We start from the raw sequence: 14974 nt of genomic DNA, 5'->3' as shown, positions 1-14974 counted from the left end.
CCAACACCCGGCGAGGCCGCCGGGTGGTGACCCGAGGAGCCACCTTGGCTGCTGAGCTGCACGTCGCGCTGGTCGCGGCCGACCGAGAGGTCTGGTCCGGCGAGGCCACCCTGGTCGTCGCGCGCACCACGTCCGGCGACATCGGCGTCATGCCCGGTCACCAGCCGCTGCTCGGTGTGCTGGAGTCGGGCCCGGTGACCATCCGTACGAGTGATGGTGGAACGGTCGTCGCCGCGGTGCACGGCGGTTTCATCTCGTTCGCGGACAACAAGCTGTCGCTGCTGGCCGAGATCGCCGAGCTGTCGGACGAGATCGACGTCCAGCGCGCGGAGCGCGAGCTCGAGCGCGCGAAGGCGGAGGGCGACGCCGCCGCCGAGCGCCGCGCGGACGTACGACTGCGTGCGGCGGCCACGCGCTGACAACCCGGCGCGGAGCTCTGTGACGTCACTCAGCCGCGGTCGGCACCGGAGGAATCCGGAGCCGACCGCGGCTGAGGCAGATATGGATGTTTTTTCCGTTCCGTGACCTAAATTTACCTGTGTTCGGCATCTAGGAGACGAGGAGGTCGGTGTCGATGGTCCTCGCTCTGACTGTGTGCGGAATCGTCGTGGCCCTGGTGGTGCTGGGGTTGTTCGTCTTCGGTCTGCGCCGCAGACTCATCCAGCGCTCCGGCGGCACCTTCGACTGTTCCCTGCGCTGGGACGTCCCCGAGAAACCGGACCCGAGCGGAAAAGGCTGGAGCTACGGAGTCGCCCGCTACAATGGCGACCGCATCGAGTGGTACCGCGTCTTCTCCTACGCCTACCGCCCCCGCCGGGTCCTGGAGCGTGCCTCCATCGAGGTGGCCGGCCGCCGGCTGCCCGACGGTGAGGAGGAGTTGGCGCTGCTGTCCGACGCGGTGATCCTCGCCTGCACCCACCGGGGCACCCGGCTCGAACTCGCCATGAGCGAGGACGCGCTGACCGGTTTCCTCGCCTGGCTGGAGGCGGCCCCGCCCGGTCAGCGGGTCAACGTCGCCTGACATACCGGGCGTTGTAAGTCCTGTTGGCTGACCACGACTGTGCGGGGTTCGGGTCCCGAGGTCACCGTGATGTTGACGGGCGAGGCGGTCAGAAGGACCGAGATCGCCGCTCCGGTGAACACCCCGGCGGTCGCCGCCATGGGCCGGGGCTGCCGGTTGCCCCCGCGGGACCGGACGGACCTGTTGTTGTGCCTGCGCTTCAACGCTTACCCCCGAGTGAGCCGTGCCGTTCACTGTTGAGACACACATCGTGCCCGGTCACAGGCCTTCTCCCACCGGCCGATCGGCCTGCCGGTCGGGGCCGATCGGCCCGGTGCCGCGTACGCCGGGGGCGCGAGGGGCGCGCGGAAATGGTCCGCCGCGGACCGGCCCGGAGGCCGGCCGCGGCGGGGGCGCGGAAGGGGCGGAGGATCAGCCCAGCCCGCTGTTGATGGCGCTCACCAGCTCTCCGTTGCTGGTGTCACCGCTGAACTCCCAGAAGAACGCGCCGCCGAGACCCTGGGTCTTGGCCCACGCCATCTTCGTACCGATGGTGGCCGGGGTGTCGTACGACCACCAGTTGCTGCCGCAGTGCGCATAGGCCGTGCCGGCGATGGTGCCGGTGGCCGGGCAGGACGTCTTGAGGACCTTGTAGTCCTCGATGCCCTGCTCGTAGGTGCCCGCCGCGGCCCCGGTGGCGGTGCCGCCCGGGGCGTCCTGGGTGACGCCGGTCCAGCCGCGGCCGTAGAAGCCGATGCCGATGAGCAGCTTGCTCGCCGGGACCCCCTTCGCCTTGAACTTGGCCATCGCGTCGGCCGTGGTGAAGCCGGCCGTCGGGATGCCGCTGTAGGAGGTGAGCGGGGAGTGCGGGGCGGTCGGGCCCTGGGCGGCCCAGGCGCCGAAGAAGTCGTACGTCATCACGTTGTACCAGTCGACGTAGCTCGAGGCGCCCGCGTAGTCGGCGGCGTCGATCTTGCCGCCGGTGGAGCCGTCGGCCGTGGTGGCCGCAGTGACCAGGTTGCCCGTGCCGAACTTGGCGCGCAGGGCCTGCATCAGGTTCTTGTAGGCCGCCGCCCCGCTGGTGTCACAGGACAGACCGCAGGCGTTCGGGTACTCCCAGTCGATGTCGATGCCGTCGAAGACGTCGGCCCAGCGCGGGTCCTCGACCAGGTTGTAGCAGGACTGGGCGAAGGCGGCCGGGTTCGCCGCGGCCTGGGCGAAGCCGCCGGACCAGGTCCAGCCGCCGAAGGACCACAGGATCTTGATGTTCGGGTACTTGGCCTTCAGTTCGCGCAGCTGGTTGAAGTTGCCGCGCAGCGGCTGGTCCCAGGTGTCGGCGACACCGCTGACGGACTGGTCGGCGGTGAAGGCCTTGTCGTAGTCGGCGTAGGAGTCGCCGATCGCGCACTGGCCGTTGGTCACGTTGCCGAAGGCGTAGTTGATGTGCGTGATCTTGGCGGCGGACCCGGAGGTCACCAGGTTCTTGACGTTGTAGTTACGGCCGTAGATGCCCCACTCGGTGAAGTAGCCGAGCTTGACCTTGGAGCCCGTGGTCGGGGGATTGGTGCCGCCGGTGGTGTGGACGGCGACCGCGCCGCTGACCGGGCCCGTCTGGTCGGCGGTGTCACGGGCCTGGACGGTGTAGGAGTAGTCGGTGCCGGCCGTGAGGCCGGTGTCCGTGTACGAGGTCGTCGTCACGGTGGCGATCTTGGCGCCGTCGCGCAGGACGTCGTAGTTCTTGACGCCCTTGTCGTCGGTGGCGGCGGACCAGGCCAGTGTCGCCGAGGTGTCGGTGACGCCGGAGGCGGTGGGGGTGCCGGGCGCCGAGGGGGCGGCGTCGCCCGGGACCGTCGTGCCGTCGCAACTGTCGTTGTTCAGCTTGCAGTTGGAGGGCGAGCCGGTGCCCGCGCCGTTGAAGCCGAAGGAGACGGAGGCGCCGGGGGCGATCGAGCCGTTGTAGGACTTGTTCTTGGCGGTCCAGTGGGTGCCGGAGGAGGTGACGTCGGCGTCCCAGGCGGAGGTGACGGACGTGCCCGAGGGGAAGTCCCACTCCACCGTCCATGAACTGATGGCGGTGGTACCGGTGTTCTGCACCGTCCACTTGCCCTCGAAGCCGGTGCCCCAGTCCTGGGTCTTCGTGTAGGTGGCGGTGGCGGTCGTCGCGGCCTGGGCGGGGCTCGCGAGGCCGACCAGTCCGGCCAGCGGGAGCAACAGCGTCGCGAATCCTGCCGCGGCTCTGTGTCTGAAGCGCATTCCGCGCCTCCTATGGGGAGTTGGGGGGCGCGACTGAGCCTTCACGCCCACGTTGCCGCGAGAATAGAAAGGTCTGGACCATGGGTCAATAGGTCTGGACCACCACCGGGCAACGCCGGACTTTAAACCTCTAGATCCCCAACTCCTGTGCCAATACGGCGGCTTGGACCCGGCTGCGCAGTGCCAGCTTGCCCAGCAACCGGCTGACGTGCGTCTTGACCGTCGCCTCCGCCATGTCGAGCCGCTCGGCGATCCCCGCGTTGGACAGGCCCTGCCCGAGACAGGCCAGCACCTCGCGCTCGCGCCGGGTGAGCCCGTCGAGGACGGCGGGGTCGGCGGCCGGTTCACGGGCCGGACGCGCGGCGAACTCGGCGATCAGCCGACGGGTCACGGCCGGCGCGATCAGCCCCTCGCCGCCGGCCACCGTGCGCACGGCCGCCAGCAGATCCCGCGCCTCGGTGTTCTTCAGCAGGAACCCGGCCGCCCCCGCCCTGAGCGCCCCGAACACGTACTCGTCGAGGTCGAAGGTGGTGAGCACGAGGACGTCCGCGAGCCCCTCGCCGACCACCTGCCGGGTCGCGGCCACCCCGTCCAGACGCGGCATCTGCACGTCCATCAGGACCAGATCCGGCCGTAGTTCGCGCGCGAGCGCCACCGCCTGCTCGCCGTCGGCCGCCTCGCCGACCACCTCGATGTCGGGCGCACTGCCCAGGATGAGGACGAGCCCCGCGCGGACGGCCGACTGGTCCTCGGCGACGAGCACCCGGATGGCACGGTTCACGGACGGTCTCCTTCGGTCAGGGGGAGCGCGGCGCGCACGGTCCACCGCGTGCCCTCGCGCCCCGCCTCGAACGTGCCGCCCAGCAGTGCCACGCGCTCCCGCATACCGACCAGACCGGCACCGGAGCCGGGGGCGCGCGGCCCGTCCCGGTGGCCGTAGGGGCTGCTCACCCGGACGTCCAGCACCCGGTCCCGCTGGACGAGGCGGACCGTCACCCGGCCGGGGCAGGCATGCTTGAGGGCGTTGGTCAGTGACTCCTGGACGATCCGGTACGCGGCGAGTTCCACCGGGGCGGGGACGCGGCCGTGGTCGATGTCGCAGGTGACGTCGAGCCCGTTGGCGCGGGCGCCGGTGACCAGGGACTCCAGGCCGTCCAGCGTGGCGGCCGGGGCGGGCTCGTGGTCCCCGCTGCCGTCGCGCAGGATCCCGATCAGCCGCCGCATCTCCGCGAGGCCGTCGACGCTGTTCTCCCGGACGACGGTCAGCGCCCGCCGCGAGGTGTCCGGGTCGTCGATCGACAGCGCGGCGGTGGAGTGGATGGCGATCGCTGAAAGGTGGTTGGCGACCATGTCGTGCAACTCCCTTGCCATCCGGGCCCGTTCGGCGAGAACCGCCTGCGAGCGGTCCTCCCCCATTGCCTCAAGGGCATGGGAGGTGCCCCCACGGCCAGCAGCGCGGTCTGTTCGGCGCGCAGCCGGGCCGCCTCGGCGGCGTCCCGGTGGTCCCGGACGATCCAGCCGGTGGCGGCCGGGCCGAACGAGACGACGCCGATGACCACCCCGATCAACGGCGCCTCCGGCACCCGCCACACCGCGAACGGCGCGACCGTCCCCGCCGCCGTCAGCAGCCCGGTGATCCAGGGGATGCGGCGGGCCGAGGCGGGCGGGCCGTACAGGACGGCCGCGTAGACGAGGTCGGTGAACATCAGGATCGTGGCCACATTGCCCTGCGTCACCAGGTCGGCGCAGATCGTGGCGGTCCCGGTGAGCAGGGCCGTGCGGGGGGCCGTCCGGCGGAGCAGTTCGCAGCCGGACATCACGACCAGCGGTACCAGGACCGGCCAGTGGCCGTCGAAGAGCGTGACCGGATCGGTGGACGGCCGCACGCCCAGCCGGAGGGCCACCAGCAGCAGCCCGCCGAGCAGCCCGCCGACCGCGACGCACACGTCGAAGCGATGCGGCCGAGGCAGTCGTCGCAGGTCCATGCCCTCCATCCAACACGGCGTACCGCCCCTTCACGTGGCCCCGGAGAAGGGTCCGCGAGTACATCGAAGGATGCACCGCGGGGCGCCGCACACTGACGGCCGACGCACCGCGCGCCGGCCTTGCGGACGTGCTCGCGGACAGCCGCCGAGAGCTGTTGCCGTCGGCCTCAGCGTTCCCCGCCCGGGACCCACAGCACGTCCCCGACGTCCTTGTTGGCCGTGCGGGCGAGGATGAAGAGCAGGTCCGAGAGGCGGTTGAGGTAGGTCGCGGTGAGAGGGTTCATCAAGTCTGCGTGGGTCTCCAGGGCGGCCCACGTGGACCGTTCCGCGCGCCGTACGACCGTGCAGGCCTGGTGGAGCAGGGCCGCGCCCGGCGTGCCGCCCGGAAGGATGAAGGAGCGGAGCTTCTCCAGACGCTCGTTGAAGCGGTCGCAGTCCGCCTCCAGCTTGTCGACGTAGGACTGCTCGACCCGCAGAGGGGGGAACTTCGGCTTCTCCACCACCGGTGTCGACAGGTCCGCGCCCACGTCGAACAGGTCGTTCTGGACGCGGGTGAGGACCTTGGCGACCTCCTCGGCCAGGCCGCCCAGCGCGATCGCCGTACCGATGACCGCGTTCGCCTCGTTGACGTCGGCGTACGCGGCGATCCTGAGGTCGGTCTTGGCGACCCGGCTCATGTCGCCGAGGTTGGTGGTGCCCTGGTCGCCGGTCTTCGTGTAGATGCGTGTCAGATTGACCATGCGGCCAATCTAGACCGTTCGGGTGCCGCCACCAATCGGTGGGAACACGCCCGAAACGGACAGTAATTGACGACGTGACCGGCGTCTCACGCCCTGAGACGTGAGACGCGTTACTAACCGGTCACACAGCGCCCCACGAGCGCTAATCTCCCGCCGAGAGCCATACGGAGCGACCCGCGTCCGGATGCGCCGGATGGGTTGACGCCGGTGACATCGGACGCGACAGCGGGCAGGGCTTACTCCAAGCACGGAAACCGCAGGCACTGAAACCGCACAGGCCCCAGGGGCCTCACCCCTGCGGGTGAATTCGGTATCGGTTCGCTCACAGATGGCAACCTCCGGCCGCTTCGCGCAGTCAGAGCATGCAATACCGGACATCACACCGCGGAGCACGAGACGCACGCTTAGGGGAGCGCTATGCACATCAGGGGCGACCACGCCGAGCTGGTCGTCGGGGGCCGCCTCGACGTGCGCAGCGCGGCGGACGCCCGCACGGCCCTGCACACGGCCGTGGACGACGGCGTCGGCGACCTGGTGCTCGACCTGTCCGAACTGGACTCCTGGGACGCCACCGGACTCGGCGTCATCATGGGCGCCCACCGCCGGGCCGGCCGCTGCGGCCGGCGCCTGGTGCTGCGCGACGTGCCGCCGCAGATGCAACGCCTGCTGGTGGCCACCCGCCTGCACCGGATCCTGGCCATCGAGGGCGGCATCGGAGTGGAGTCCCTGCCCCACGTCTGACCCGGAGACGGGGCGACCTGCGGCGAAACGTACGCGGGGCGGCAATCCTCACCGGACTGTGACGTCTCGGACGGCGCGGCACCCCGGGCTGTCATAGATACTGTGCGAAGGTTTACGGTTCGTCTGCCCGCCCTCGGAAGCCCTCGAGCGGGCACCGGACCAGAAGCGACAGCGCAGTGTGCAGCGAGGCCGGGCAGGGCTACCGCCACACGACGCTTTTGGGGGGCTAAGACCTATGGACCCGAACACCAGGGGACCCGAGGAGTACGGCCATGACGGCGAAGGCCACGCGCCGCGCCCGCGCCCGGCCAGGGACCCCCTGACCGCACCCGACTTCGGCCAGCCCACGCCGGGCCCGGCCCGCACGGTCGAACTCGTCGTCGGTGAACACCTGCTCACCGTCAACCCCGTCGACGGCAGCGAGATAGAACTCCGCCCGCCCACCGACAGGACCGAACGCCCCGTCAAGCGCACCGCGGAGCAGCGCGCCGAGGCCGAGCGCGCCGCCCGGCCGCCCGCCCCGGCCGGTCCCGCCCCCACCGCCCAGCCGCTCCTCGGCCGTCAGGACGAACGCGAACAACTGGTCCGCTTCCTCGCCCGCGGCCGCTCCGTCCGCCTCACCGGCCCCGCCGGATCCGGGCGCACCAGCCTCCTCGACCTCGTCGCCGAGGACTGCGACGACCTCGCCCCCGACGGCGTCGTCCGCCTCTCCGGCTTCGGCCGCACCCCGGACGAACTGCTCCACGACCTCTTCCACGCCGTCCACGACGCCGACCGCCGCCGCCCCGACGGGGAGGAGCTGCGCGCCCTCGTCCGGGAGATCGGCGCGGTCGTCGTCGTCGACGATCTCGACTTCGGCGGCGCCGCCCTCGACGAACTCCTCGACGCCACCCCCGAGTGCGCCTTCCTGCTCGGCGCGACCCCCGACACCCCGGTGCCCGCCGCCGACTCCGCCGTCGAGGAGGTCGTCCTCAGCGGCCTGGACCGGGCGGGCGGCGTCGAGGTCATCGAGCGCGCCGTCGGCCGCACCCTCACCGAGGAGGAGGCCAACTGGGCCGGCGACCTCTGGTTCGAGTCCGAGGGCCTGCCCCTGCGCTTCGTCCAGGCCGGCGCCCTGCTGCGGCAACGCGACCAACTCCGCGCGGGAGCCGAGGCGGTCGACGCCTTCGGGGTCTTCGAGGACGCCCGCGAGCTCGCCGCCCCCGTCGAGACGGGCGCCGGTGAGGCCGAGGAGATACCGCTGCCGTCCCTCGGCGAGGCCGCCGCGCCCGCCCCGCTGCTCGCCGCCCGCCTCAGCGCCTCCGCCCGCGCCGCCCTGCGCTTCGCCGTCGCCCTGGACGGCGAGATCCCGCACCAGGCGCATCTGCCCGCCCTGACCGGAGACACCCACGCCGACGCGGCCCTCGGCGAACTCGCCGCCTGCGGACTCGTCTCCCCGGTCGGCACCCGCTACCGGCTCGCCGCCGGCGTCCGGACCCAGCTGGAGGCCGCCGGATACGGCGACGACGCCGACAGCCGCGCCAAGGCCGCCGCCCAGCACTACGCCTGGTGGGCCGCCCACCCCTCCGTCACCCCGGAACGGGTCTGCGCCGAGGCCGACGCCGTGCTCGCCGCCCTCGCCACCGTGGTCCCCGCCACCACTCCCCCCGCCGAGGACGAGGAGGCCACCGCCGTCCTGCTCGCCCGTGCCGCCGCGCCCGCGTTCGCCGCGGGCCTGCACTGGACCGCCTGGGAGAACGCCCTTCACGAGGGCGCCGAGGCCGCCCGGCTCGCCGGGGAGAGCGCCGACCGGGCCTACTTCCACCACGAACTCGGCGTCCTCGCGATCTGTGCCGGTGACCTCGACCGGGCCCGCTCCGAACTGGAGGCCTCCCTCGGCCTGCGCGGCGCCCTCACCGACAAACGCGGCACCGTCGCCGGCCGCCGCGCCCTCGCCCTCGTCGCCGACGCCTCCGGGGACGTCCCCGGCCTGGCCGCGGCGATGGCCGGCGAGGAGGTGTCCGAGGCCCGCCACGAGGAGTCCGCGCCCCCCTCGCGCGGCATCCAGGCGGCACTGCCGACCTACCCGCCGGACGCCGAGACCCTCGTGCACCGCCCGGTGCCGGCCGCCGCGCCCACCCCGGCCCGCCACAGCCGCGGCGGCCTCAGGAGCATGGCCCGGCGCAACCTCGTCGCGGTCGGCGCGGGCGCCCTCCTCGTCGCCGTGCTGGGCACGGTGGTGACGCTCGGCGCGACCTCCGACAACGACGCGGGCGACCCCGCCGACCGCAGCGGCGTCAACCCCTCCGCGAGCACCGGCGTCGGCGACGGCGGCCAGGACTCGCAGACCCCGAGCGAGGACGCCGCCAGCGGGGACACGGGCACGGCGACCAGCAGGCCGACGGATCCGGGCCCGGACGGGACGATGGGGACCTCGGACGATCCGACGCCGAGCGAGTCGGCGCTGCCGTCGACCGGGGCGAGCAGTTCGCAGAGCACGGGGAGCGGCGGTTCGTCGCCGACACCCACCAGGACCTCGCCGACGTCCCCCCGGCCCTCGCACTCCGCGTCGTCGAGCCCGTCGTCGTCCAGTTCCGGTGGGAGCTCGTCGTCCCCGTCGCCGTCCGGCTCCGGCTCGTCCAGCCCGGCTCCGTCCGCCAGCGTTTCGAACTCGGCGAGCGGCTCCACCTCCGCCGCTCCGGTCTCACCGAGCACGGCGGGCAGTGCGGCCTCGCCCTTCTCGCTCTCGTCGGAGTCGGTGATCTGAGCGAGGAGCCGGGCGAGCCCGCGGCCCCCGCTCAGAACAGGCGCAGCTTGTCGTCCTCGATGCCCCGCATGGCGTCGTAGTCCAGGACCTGGCAGCCGATGCCGCGGTCGGTGGCCAGGACGCGGGCCTGCGGCTTGATCTCCTGCGCGGCGAAGATGCCGCGGACCGGGGCGAGATGGGGGTCGCGGTTCAACAGTTCGAGGTAGCGGGTGAGTTGCTCGACGCCGTCGATCTCACCGCGCCGCTTGATCTCGACCGCGACCGTCCGGCCGTCCGCGTCCCGGCACAGGATGTCGACCGGGCCGATCGCCGTCATGTACTCGCGGCGGATGAGGGTGTAGCCCTCGCCGAGGGTCTCGATGCGGTCGGCGAGCAGCTCCTGGAGGTGCGCTTCCACGCCGTCCTTGATCAGGCCGGGATCGACGCCCAGTTCGTGCGACGAGTCGTGGAGGATCTCCTCCATGGTGATGATGAGTTTCTCGCCCGCCTTGTTGACGACGGTCCAGACGGCCGCCGTGTCCTCGGAGTCTCCCGTGTCCTCCTTCAGCGTGCAGGGGGGCGACATCCAGTTCAGGGGCTTGTAGGCACGGTCGTCCGCATGGATCGAGACGCTGCCGTCGGCCTTGACCAGGACGAGGCGGGGGGCCGAGGGGAGGTGGGCGGTGAGCCGGCCGGCGTAGTCGACGGAGCACCGGGCGATGACGAGACGCATGGTGCGCAACGCTATCCGACGCCTCGGGCCCCACGCGATTCGCCCACCTGTCTCCCGCCACCGCCCTCAACCGTGGCCCCTTCGGGCCCGCCCCTTTTGAACTGGAAAAAGATCGTTCGACTCTGGCCGATTGTGTGCCCAAGAGGGCTGCCCTATGTGCTCATTCGCCTGGTGCGGTCACGGTCCGTTGCCTACCGTAGTGAACGGGAGGTCGCGATGTGTGTACTCAGCGTTGCGGAGTTTCGGCATGGCGAACTCCCTTTCCCTGTCCGGCAACCCCTGCTGTCTCGGGGGTGCGAGAGGAGAACCCATGTCGCTCGACGTCTCACCGGCCCTACTGGAAAAGGCCGAGCGAGGCGAGGTCGACGAAGCAGAATTCGTCGACTGCGTCCGGACCTCCCTGCCCTACGCATGGGAGATGATCAGCTCCCTGGTGGCCCAGCTGAAGGTGGACGGCGGAGACTTCGCCGACAACCAGACGCCCCCGCCGGACGAGCGGGCCCGCGGGCAGTTGCTGCGCGCGCTGGCGAGTGACGCCATTCGCGGCGCCCTGCAGCGGCACTTCGGTGTGCGGCTGGCCTTCCAGAACTGCCACCGGGTGGCGGTGTTCCCGCTCGACTCGGCTGTCGACGAGAAGCTCGCCCGCTTCACCTCGGTGCGCAGTCAGGTGCTGAACCAGTCGCCGGAGTTCCGGGACTGCTGAAGTCTCCAGATGTGAGCCTGTTGCTTGCCGCTCCTTACGCGGGAGGTGCCATCAGTACTGGAGCGGCAAGCTCCCGGCCCGGCAGGGCCGTTCGGCATGGGTGTCAGCGGAGGTGGGGGAGTACCTCCGTGCCCAGCCGCCGTACGTTCTCCTCCGTGGCCGCCAGGTCGCCCGAGCCCTCGACCAGGAGGGCGAAGCGCGAGATGCCGGTGCGTTCGCTGGTCGCCGCCAGGCGGTCGGCGCACAGCCGCGGGGCGCCCACCGGGTGCAGCCCGCAGAGCAGTTCGGTGTACGCCACCGGGTCCCGCATGGAGCGGGCGCGGCCGTCCACCGTGACATGGGCGTCGAGGCCCTGCCTCAGCCAGCCCGGCATCGCCTTCACCAGGGTCTCCACCGCGTCCGTGCGCCGGTCCGCGATCTGGCAGACGCCCGCCGAGACATGGGCGGCGCCCCGGATCTCGTCCCCCGACCGGCCGGCGGCGCGCGCGTACTGCCGCCACAGGGCGACCATCTCCGCCTTCTCCTCGTCCCCGACGTGCATCCCGAGCAGCATGGGCAGTCCGCGCTCGGCGGCCAGCCGCACGCTGGTCGGCGAGGTGCACGCGACGACCACCTCGGGGCCCCCGGTGTCCGTCAGCGCCTCCGACGGGCGCGGTACGACGGTGACTTCGCGGAAGCGGAAACGCTCCCCGTCGGCTCCGACGGAGGGCTCGCGCAGCCAGCGCACCAGCAGATCGAGTGATTCGGGGAACCCCTTCTCGTACGCCTCCAGGCCCGAGCCGAACACCTCGAGGTCGACCCAGGGCCCGCCGCGGCCCACTCCCAGCGAGAACCGGCCGCCGCTCGTCAGATGCAGCAGCGCGGCCTGTTCGCCGAGGGCGACGGGATGGGCGGTGGGCAGCACGCTCACCGCCGTACCGACCCGGATGCGCCGGGTGCGGCCCAGCAGCAGAGCGGCCAGGGTGACCGCGGACGGGCACGTGCCGTACGGCACGAAGTGGTGCTCGGCCAGCCAGACCGAGTCAAGGCCCGCTTCCTCGGCGACCTCGGCGGAGCGGACCGCGCGGTGCAGCGCCTCTCCCTGGCCCTGCCCGGGGAACTGGGCACCCAACACGAAACTACCAACGCGCATGGACTTTCCTGCTTCCTTGGCTCCGACACGGAGCTCCCCCACCCGGCATAACCGTCTGACACGTGCCGAGGACACGGCCTGGCGGAGAGATTTGCCGATTGTCTGCAGAATGGGGTGCCGCAGAGGGGGACTTGTGGGGATCGGCGACTCACGGGTGCCCCCGTTCGCGCCGCGTAGGCTGGATACGAACCCTGCTTCCTGTATAGCCCCGTGAGGTGTCCTGTGTCCCCGCGTCGCAACCGACCCAAGGGTGAGGGCTCGTCCGGCCGCAGCGCCGAGGACGACCGCGCGAGCCGCTACGGCGGCTGGCAGTCCTCGGTGAGCTGGCAGGGCGAGGAGTGGAGCGTGCGGCATGTGGCCGGCGCGAGCGCGCAGGGCAAGGCGTACCGGTGTCCCGGCTGCGACCAGCTGATCCCGGACGGCGTCCCGCACGTCGTGGCCTGGTCCGAGCAGGCGGGAGTGGACGACCGCCGCCACTGGCACAAGGCGTGCTGGAACGCACGGGACCGCCGCACCCCGGGGGTGCAGCGGTCCCGTAACGCGCCTCGTTTCTGAGCGGCTGAGCGCGTCCTACACGTCGCGCTTCTCCAGCAGGGCGAACGCACCGGCGAACGCGACGGCCGTGACGCCGAGGGCGATCCACAGCGGGTCCCAGCCGCTCGGGCCGCTGTCGGTGAGCGCGGCCGAGTACCAGACGCCGAGCTGACTCGGGATGGAGTACTCGAACAGGGCCTGGCGCAGGCCCTCCAGGGACGCCGAGAACATGAAGAGGGCGATCACCAGGGGGGCCAGCAGCAGGCCGATCATGATGGTGATGGCTCCGGCCGAGTGCCGGATGACCGAGCCGACGGCGAGGGACAGCAGGCCGAGCAGCGCGATGTAGAGGGACACGCCGAGGGTGGCCTTCAGCCACTCGCCCGCGGAGGGCTGGCGCGCCTCGGGGAACAGCGCCACGTCGAACAGGGCGACGAGCCCGGTGGACACCAGGGTCACGACGAACGCGACCGTGAAGAACACGATGCCCTTCGCCGCGAGGACCCGGCCGCGCGTGGGGCAGGCCACCATCGTGGTGCGGATCATGCCGGTGCCGTACTCGGAGGCGGTGGTGAGCACGCCGAGCGTGATGATCGGCATGCAGCCGAGGAGCACGCCGAAGAAGCCGAGCGACAGCGCGGTGTCCGTGCCCAGGCCGCCGTCCGCGGCGTTCGCGTCCGCGATCAGCCCGACCAGCATCCCGATGCCGACGACCAGCAGCAGGAACACGCCCAGCGTCCACATCGTGGAGCGCACCGACCGGATCTTCGTCCACTCCGAGGAGAGGGCGTGCCCGAGGTGCGTCCGTACGACGGGGATCGGCGAGGTGTAGCCGGAACCGGAGGCGTACGAGGGACCGGCCGCCGCCTGCCAGACGGGCGCGGCGGCGTGCGGGGCCGGGTGCTGAGGGGTGCTCATCGGGCGTCCTCGGGCTGACTCGTCGGGGCGGCGTCGGAGACGGGCGCGTCAGGCGCCTGGTCCTGCGGGGCGGGTGCGGCCGGTGCGGCGGGAGCCTTGGCGAGCGAGGCGGCGGCCGGAGCCGGGGGCTGGTCCTGGGGCACGGCGGCCGGAGCCGCCGGGGCGGCCGGTGCGACGGCGGGTGCCGGTGCGGCCGCCGGCGGGGCGGTGGGCGCGGGCTGTGCCGGGGCGGCCTGGGCGTAGGGGTTGGCCGGGTGCGGGCCGGGAGCCGGGGCGCCGCCGTACACCACCGGGGCGCCGTGGCCGCCGTAGGGGCTCTGGGCGGGCTGGGGCGGGGCGTGGCCGGCTTGCGGGGGCGGTGGGGCGTACCAGCCGGGCTGGCCCTGGCCGGGGACCGGCATGGGGGGCTGGGCGCCGGGCGGCACGGGCTGCTGGAGGCCGGCCTTCTGGTCGATGGTCGAGCGGTAGTCGACGGCGGCCTGCGTCATCCGCATGTACGCCTCTTCCAGCGAGGCCTGGTGCGGCGACAGCTCCCACAGGCGTACGTCGCTGTCGTGGGCGATGTCGCTGATCCGCGACAGCGCCAGCCCCATCACCCGGAGGGCGCCGTCCTGCTCGGGGAGGACCTGGCCGCCCGCCTCGCTGAGCGCGGAGGCCAGCTTCTCGCGCAGCTGCGGCTCGGTCTGCGGGGTGCGGACGCGCGCGAAGTCGGCGGAGTTGGCCGAGATGAAGTCCTTCACGCTCATGTCGGAGAGCAGTTGGCCCCGCCCGATGACGATCAGGTGGTCGGCCGTGAGCGCCATCTCGCTCATCAGGTGCGAGGAGACGAAGACCGTGCGGCCCTCCGCGGCGAGGGACTTCATCAGGTTGCGGACCCAGAGGATGCCCTCGGGGTCGAGGCCGTTGACGGGCTCGTCGAACAGCAGCACCTGCGGGTCGCCGAGCAGGGCCGCCGCGATGCCGAGCCGCTGGCCCATGCCGAGGGAGAAACCCTTGGACCGCTTTCTCGCCACTTCGTGCAGGCCCACGACCCCGAGCACCTCGTCCACCCGGCGGGCCGGGATGCCGGACAGCTGCGCCAGGGACAGCAGATGGTTGCGGGCGTGCCGGCCGCCGTGGACCGCCTTGGCATCGAGCAGGGCGCCGACCTGGCGGGCCGCGTTGGGCAGCTTGCGGTAGGGGTAGCCGCCGATGGTGACCGTCCCCGCGGTGGGGTTGTCCAGGCCGAGGATCATCCTCATGGTCGTCGACTTGCCCGAGCCGTTGGGCCCGAGGAAGCCGGTGACGGCGCCCGGCCGCACCTGGAAGGACAGGTTGTACACAGCGGTCTTGTCGCCGTAGCGCTTGGTCAGGCCGACTGCTTCGATCATGCTCCGCACCCATCGACAGGTTCAGGTCAGCAGGGCACACGCCCCCGTAAGGGTTAGGAGCTTATCCAGGCGCTGACGGTTCCGCTCAAATGAAAGCAAAGCCCGGTGGCGAAGCCGCCACGATCTGGCAAGCGGTGATC

Annotated in this window: 13 protein-coding genes and 1 pseudogene; 6 read left to right on the top strand and 8 right to left on the bottom strand. The window is 72.0% G+C overall.

What is annotated here, in order from left to right; genetic code table 11:
* Positions 1-44 precede the first annotated feature (44 nt).
* Both ABT057_RS18890 and ABT057_RS18885 read left to right on the top strand, forming a co-directional pair.
* The gene (locus ABT057_RS18890; protein ID WP_053850769.1) at positions 45-419 is read left to right on the top strand and encodes a F0F1 ATP synthase subunit epsilon; all 375 of its coding nucleotides are present in this window, start codon (positions 45-47) and stop codon (positions 417-419) included.
* Between the two features lie 155 nt (positions 420-574).
* Positions 575-1021, top strand: a complete 447-nt coding sequence (locus ABT057_RS18885; RefSeq protein WP_352344200.1) for a DUF2550 domain-containing protein — start codon at positions 575-577, stop codon at positions 1019-1021.
* A 411-nt stretch (positions 1022-1432) separates the two neighbouring features.
* Here the strand turns inward: ABT057_RS18885 and ABT057_RS18880 are convergent, their stop codons facing one another.
* The 4 genes and pseudogenes from ABT057_RS18880 to ABT057_RS18865 form a co-directional block, all read right to left on the bottom strand.
* Entirely contained in the window at positions 1433-3253 is a 1821-nt protein-coding gene (locus ABT057_RS18880) for a glycosyl hydrolase family 18 protein (RefSeq protein ID WP_352344199.1), read from the bottom strand.
* A 130-nt stretch (positions 3254-3383) separates the two neighbouring features.
* Entirely contained in the window at positions 3384-4034 is a 651-nt protein-coding gene (locus ABT057_RS18875; RefSeq protein ID WP_352344198.1) for a response regulator, read from the bottom strand.
* Positions 4031-5238, bottom strand: a pseudogene (locus ABT057_RS18870) (sensor histidine kinase). The gene ABT057_RS18875 and the pseudogene ABT057_RS18870 overlap by 4 nt, the downstream one beginning before the upstream one ends.
* A 167-nt stretch (positions 5239-5405) precedes the next feature.
* Positions 5406-5978, bottom strand: a complete 573-nt coding sequence (locus ABT057_RS18865; RefSeq protein WP_352344197.1) for a cob(I)yrinic acid a,c-diamide adenosyltransferase — start codon at positions 5976-5978, stop codon at positions 5406-5408.
* Between the two features lie 417 nt (positions 5979-6395).
* On the opposite strand from ABT057_RS18865, the gene ABT057_RS18860 reads away from it, so the two are divergent.
* Together ABT057_RS18860 and ABT057_RS18855 are read left to right on the top strand one after the other, a co-directional pair.
* Positions 6396-6719 (top strand): STAS domain-containing protein, encoded by a 324-nt coding sequence (locus ABT057_RS18860; protein WP_352344196.1) that lies wholly within the window; start codon positions 6396-6398, stop codon positions 6717-6719.
* Between the two features lie 235 nt (positions 6720-6954).
* Entirely contained in the window at positions 6955-9465 is a 2511-nt protein-coding gene (locus tag ABT057_RS18855; RefSeq protein WP_352344195.1) for an ATP-binding protein, read from the top strand.
* Between the two features lie 31 nt (positions 9466-9496).
* Here ABT057_RS18855 and nucS read toward each other — a convergent pair whose 3' ends face one another.
* The gene (gene nucS / locus ABT057_RS18850; protein ID WP_352344194.1) at positions 9497-10177 is read right to left on the bottom strand and encodes an endonuclease NucS; all 681 of its coding nucleotides are present in this window, start codon (positions 10175-10177) and stop codon (positions 9497-9499) included.
* A 310-nt stretch (positions 10178-10487) separates the two neighbouring features.
* Here nucS and ABT057_RS18845 point away from each other — a divergent pair, with 310 nt between their 5' ends.
* Positions 10488-10880: an SCO5389 family protein gene (locus ABT057_RS18845; protein WP_352344193.1), complete on the top strand. Its 393-nt coding sequence runs from the start codon at positions 10488-10490 to the stop codon at positions 10878-10880.
* Between the two features lie 103 nt (positions 10881-10983).
* On the opposite strand, the gene ABT057_RS18840 is transcribed toward ABT057_RS18845, so the two are convergent.
* Complete coding sequence (locus tag ABT057_RS18840; protein WP_352344192.1) at positions 10984-12012, bottom strand: LLM class flavin-dependent oxidoreductase; 1029 nt, start codon at positions 12010-12012, stop codon at positions 10984-10986.
* A gap of 222 nt (positions 12013-12234) precedes the next feature.
* On the opposite strand from ABT057_RS18840, the gene ABT057_RS18835 reads away from it, so the two are divergent.
* Positions 12235-12567, top strand: a complete 333-nt coding sequence (locus tag ABT057_RS18835) for an Rv1322 family protein (RefSeq protein ID WP_352344191.1) — start codon at positions 12235-12237, stop codon at positions 12565-12567.
* A 15-nt stretch (positions 12568-12582) separates the two neighbouring features.
* Here ABT057_RS18835 and ABT057_RS18830 read toward each other — a convergent pair whose 3' ends face one another.
* Both ABT057_RS18830 and ABT057_RS18825 read right to left on the bottom strand, forming a co-directional pair.
* Entirely contained in the window at positions 12583-13464 is an 882-nt protein-coding gene (locus tag ABT057_RS18830; RefSeq protein WP_352344190.1) for an ABC transporter permease, read from the bottom strand.
* Entirely contained in the window at positions 13461-14834 is a 1374-nt protein-coding gene (locus ABT057_RS18825; RefSeq protein ID WP_352344189.1) for an ATP-binding cassette domain-containing protein, read from the bottom strand. The genes ABT057_RS18830 and ABT057_RS18825 overlap by 4 nt, the downstream gene beginning before the upstream one ends.
* Positions 14835-14974 lie beyond the last annotated feature (140 nt).

Source organism: Streptomyces sp. NPDC002588 (genome assembly GCF_040295925.1).
Taxonomy (GTDB): Bacteria; Actinomycetota; Actinomycetes; order Streptomycetales; family Streptomycetaceae; genus Streptomyces.
Note: the sequence above shows the minus strand (reverse complement) of the source record. Positions and strands in the feature narration are given on the sequence as shown.

Coding starts and splice junctions, on each gene's coding strand:
- ABT057_RS18885 (WP_352344200.1), top strand. CDS start 575: ATGGTCCTCGCTCTGACTGTGTGCGGAATCGTCGTGGCCCTGGTGGTG.
- ABT057_RS18880 (WP_352344199.1), bottom strand. CDS start 3,253: ATGCGCTTCAGACACAGAGCCGCGGCAGGATTCGCGACGCTGTTGCTC.
- ABT057_RS18865 (WP_352344197.1), bottom strand. CDS start 5,978: ATGGTCAATCTGACACGCATCTACACGAAGACCGGCGACCAGGGCACC.
- ABT057_RS18860 (WP_352344196.1), top strand. CDS start 6,396: ATGCACATCAGGGGCGACCACGCCGAGCTGGTCGTCGGGGGCCGCCTC.
- ABT057_RS18855 (WP_352344195.1), top strand. CDS start 6,955: ATGGACCCGAACACCAGGGGACCCGAGGAGTACGGCCATGACGGCGAA.
- nucS (WP_352344194.1), bottom strand. CDS start 10,177: ATGCGTCTCGTCATCGCCCGGTGCTCCGTCGACTACGCCGGCCGGCTC.
- ABT057_RS18845 (WP_352344193.1), top strand. CDS start 10,488: ATGTCGCTCGACGTCTCACCGGCCCTACTGGAAAAGGCCGAGCGAGGC.
- ABT057_RS18840 (WP_352344192.1), bottom strand. CDS start 12,012: ATGCGCGTTGGTAGTTTCGTGTTGGGTGCCCAGTTCCCCGGGCAGGGC.
- ABT057_RS18830 (WP_352344190.1), bottom strand. CDS start 13,464: ATGAGCACCCCTCAGCACCCGGCCCCGCACGCCGCCGCGCCCGTCTGG.
- ABT057_RS18825 (WP_352344189.1), bottom strand. CDS start 14,834: ATGATCGAAGCAGTCGGCCTGACCAAGCGCTACGGCGACAAGACCGCT.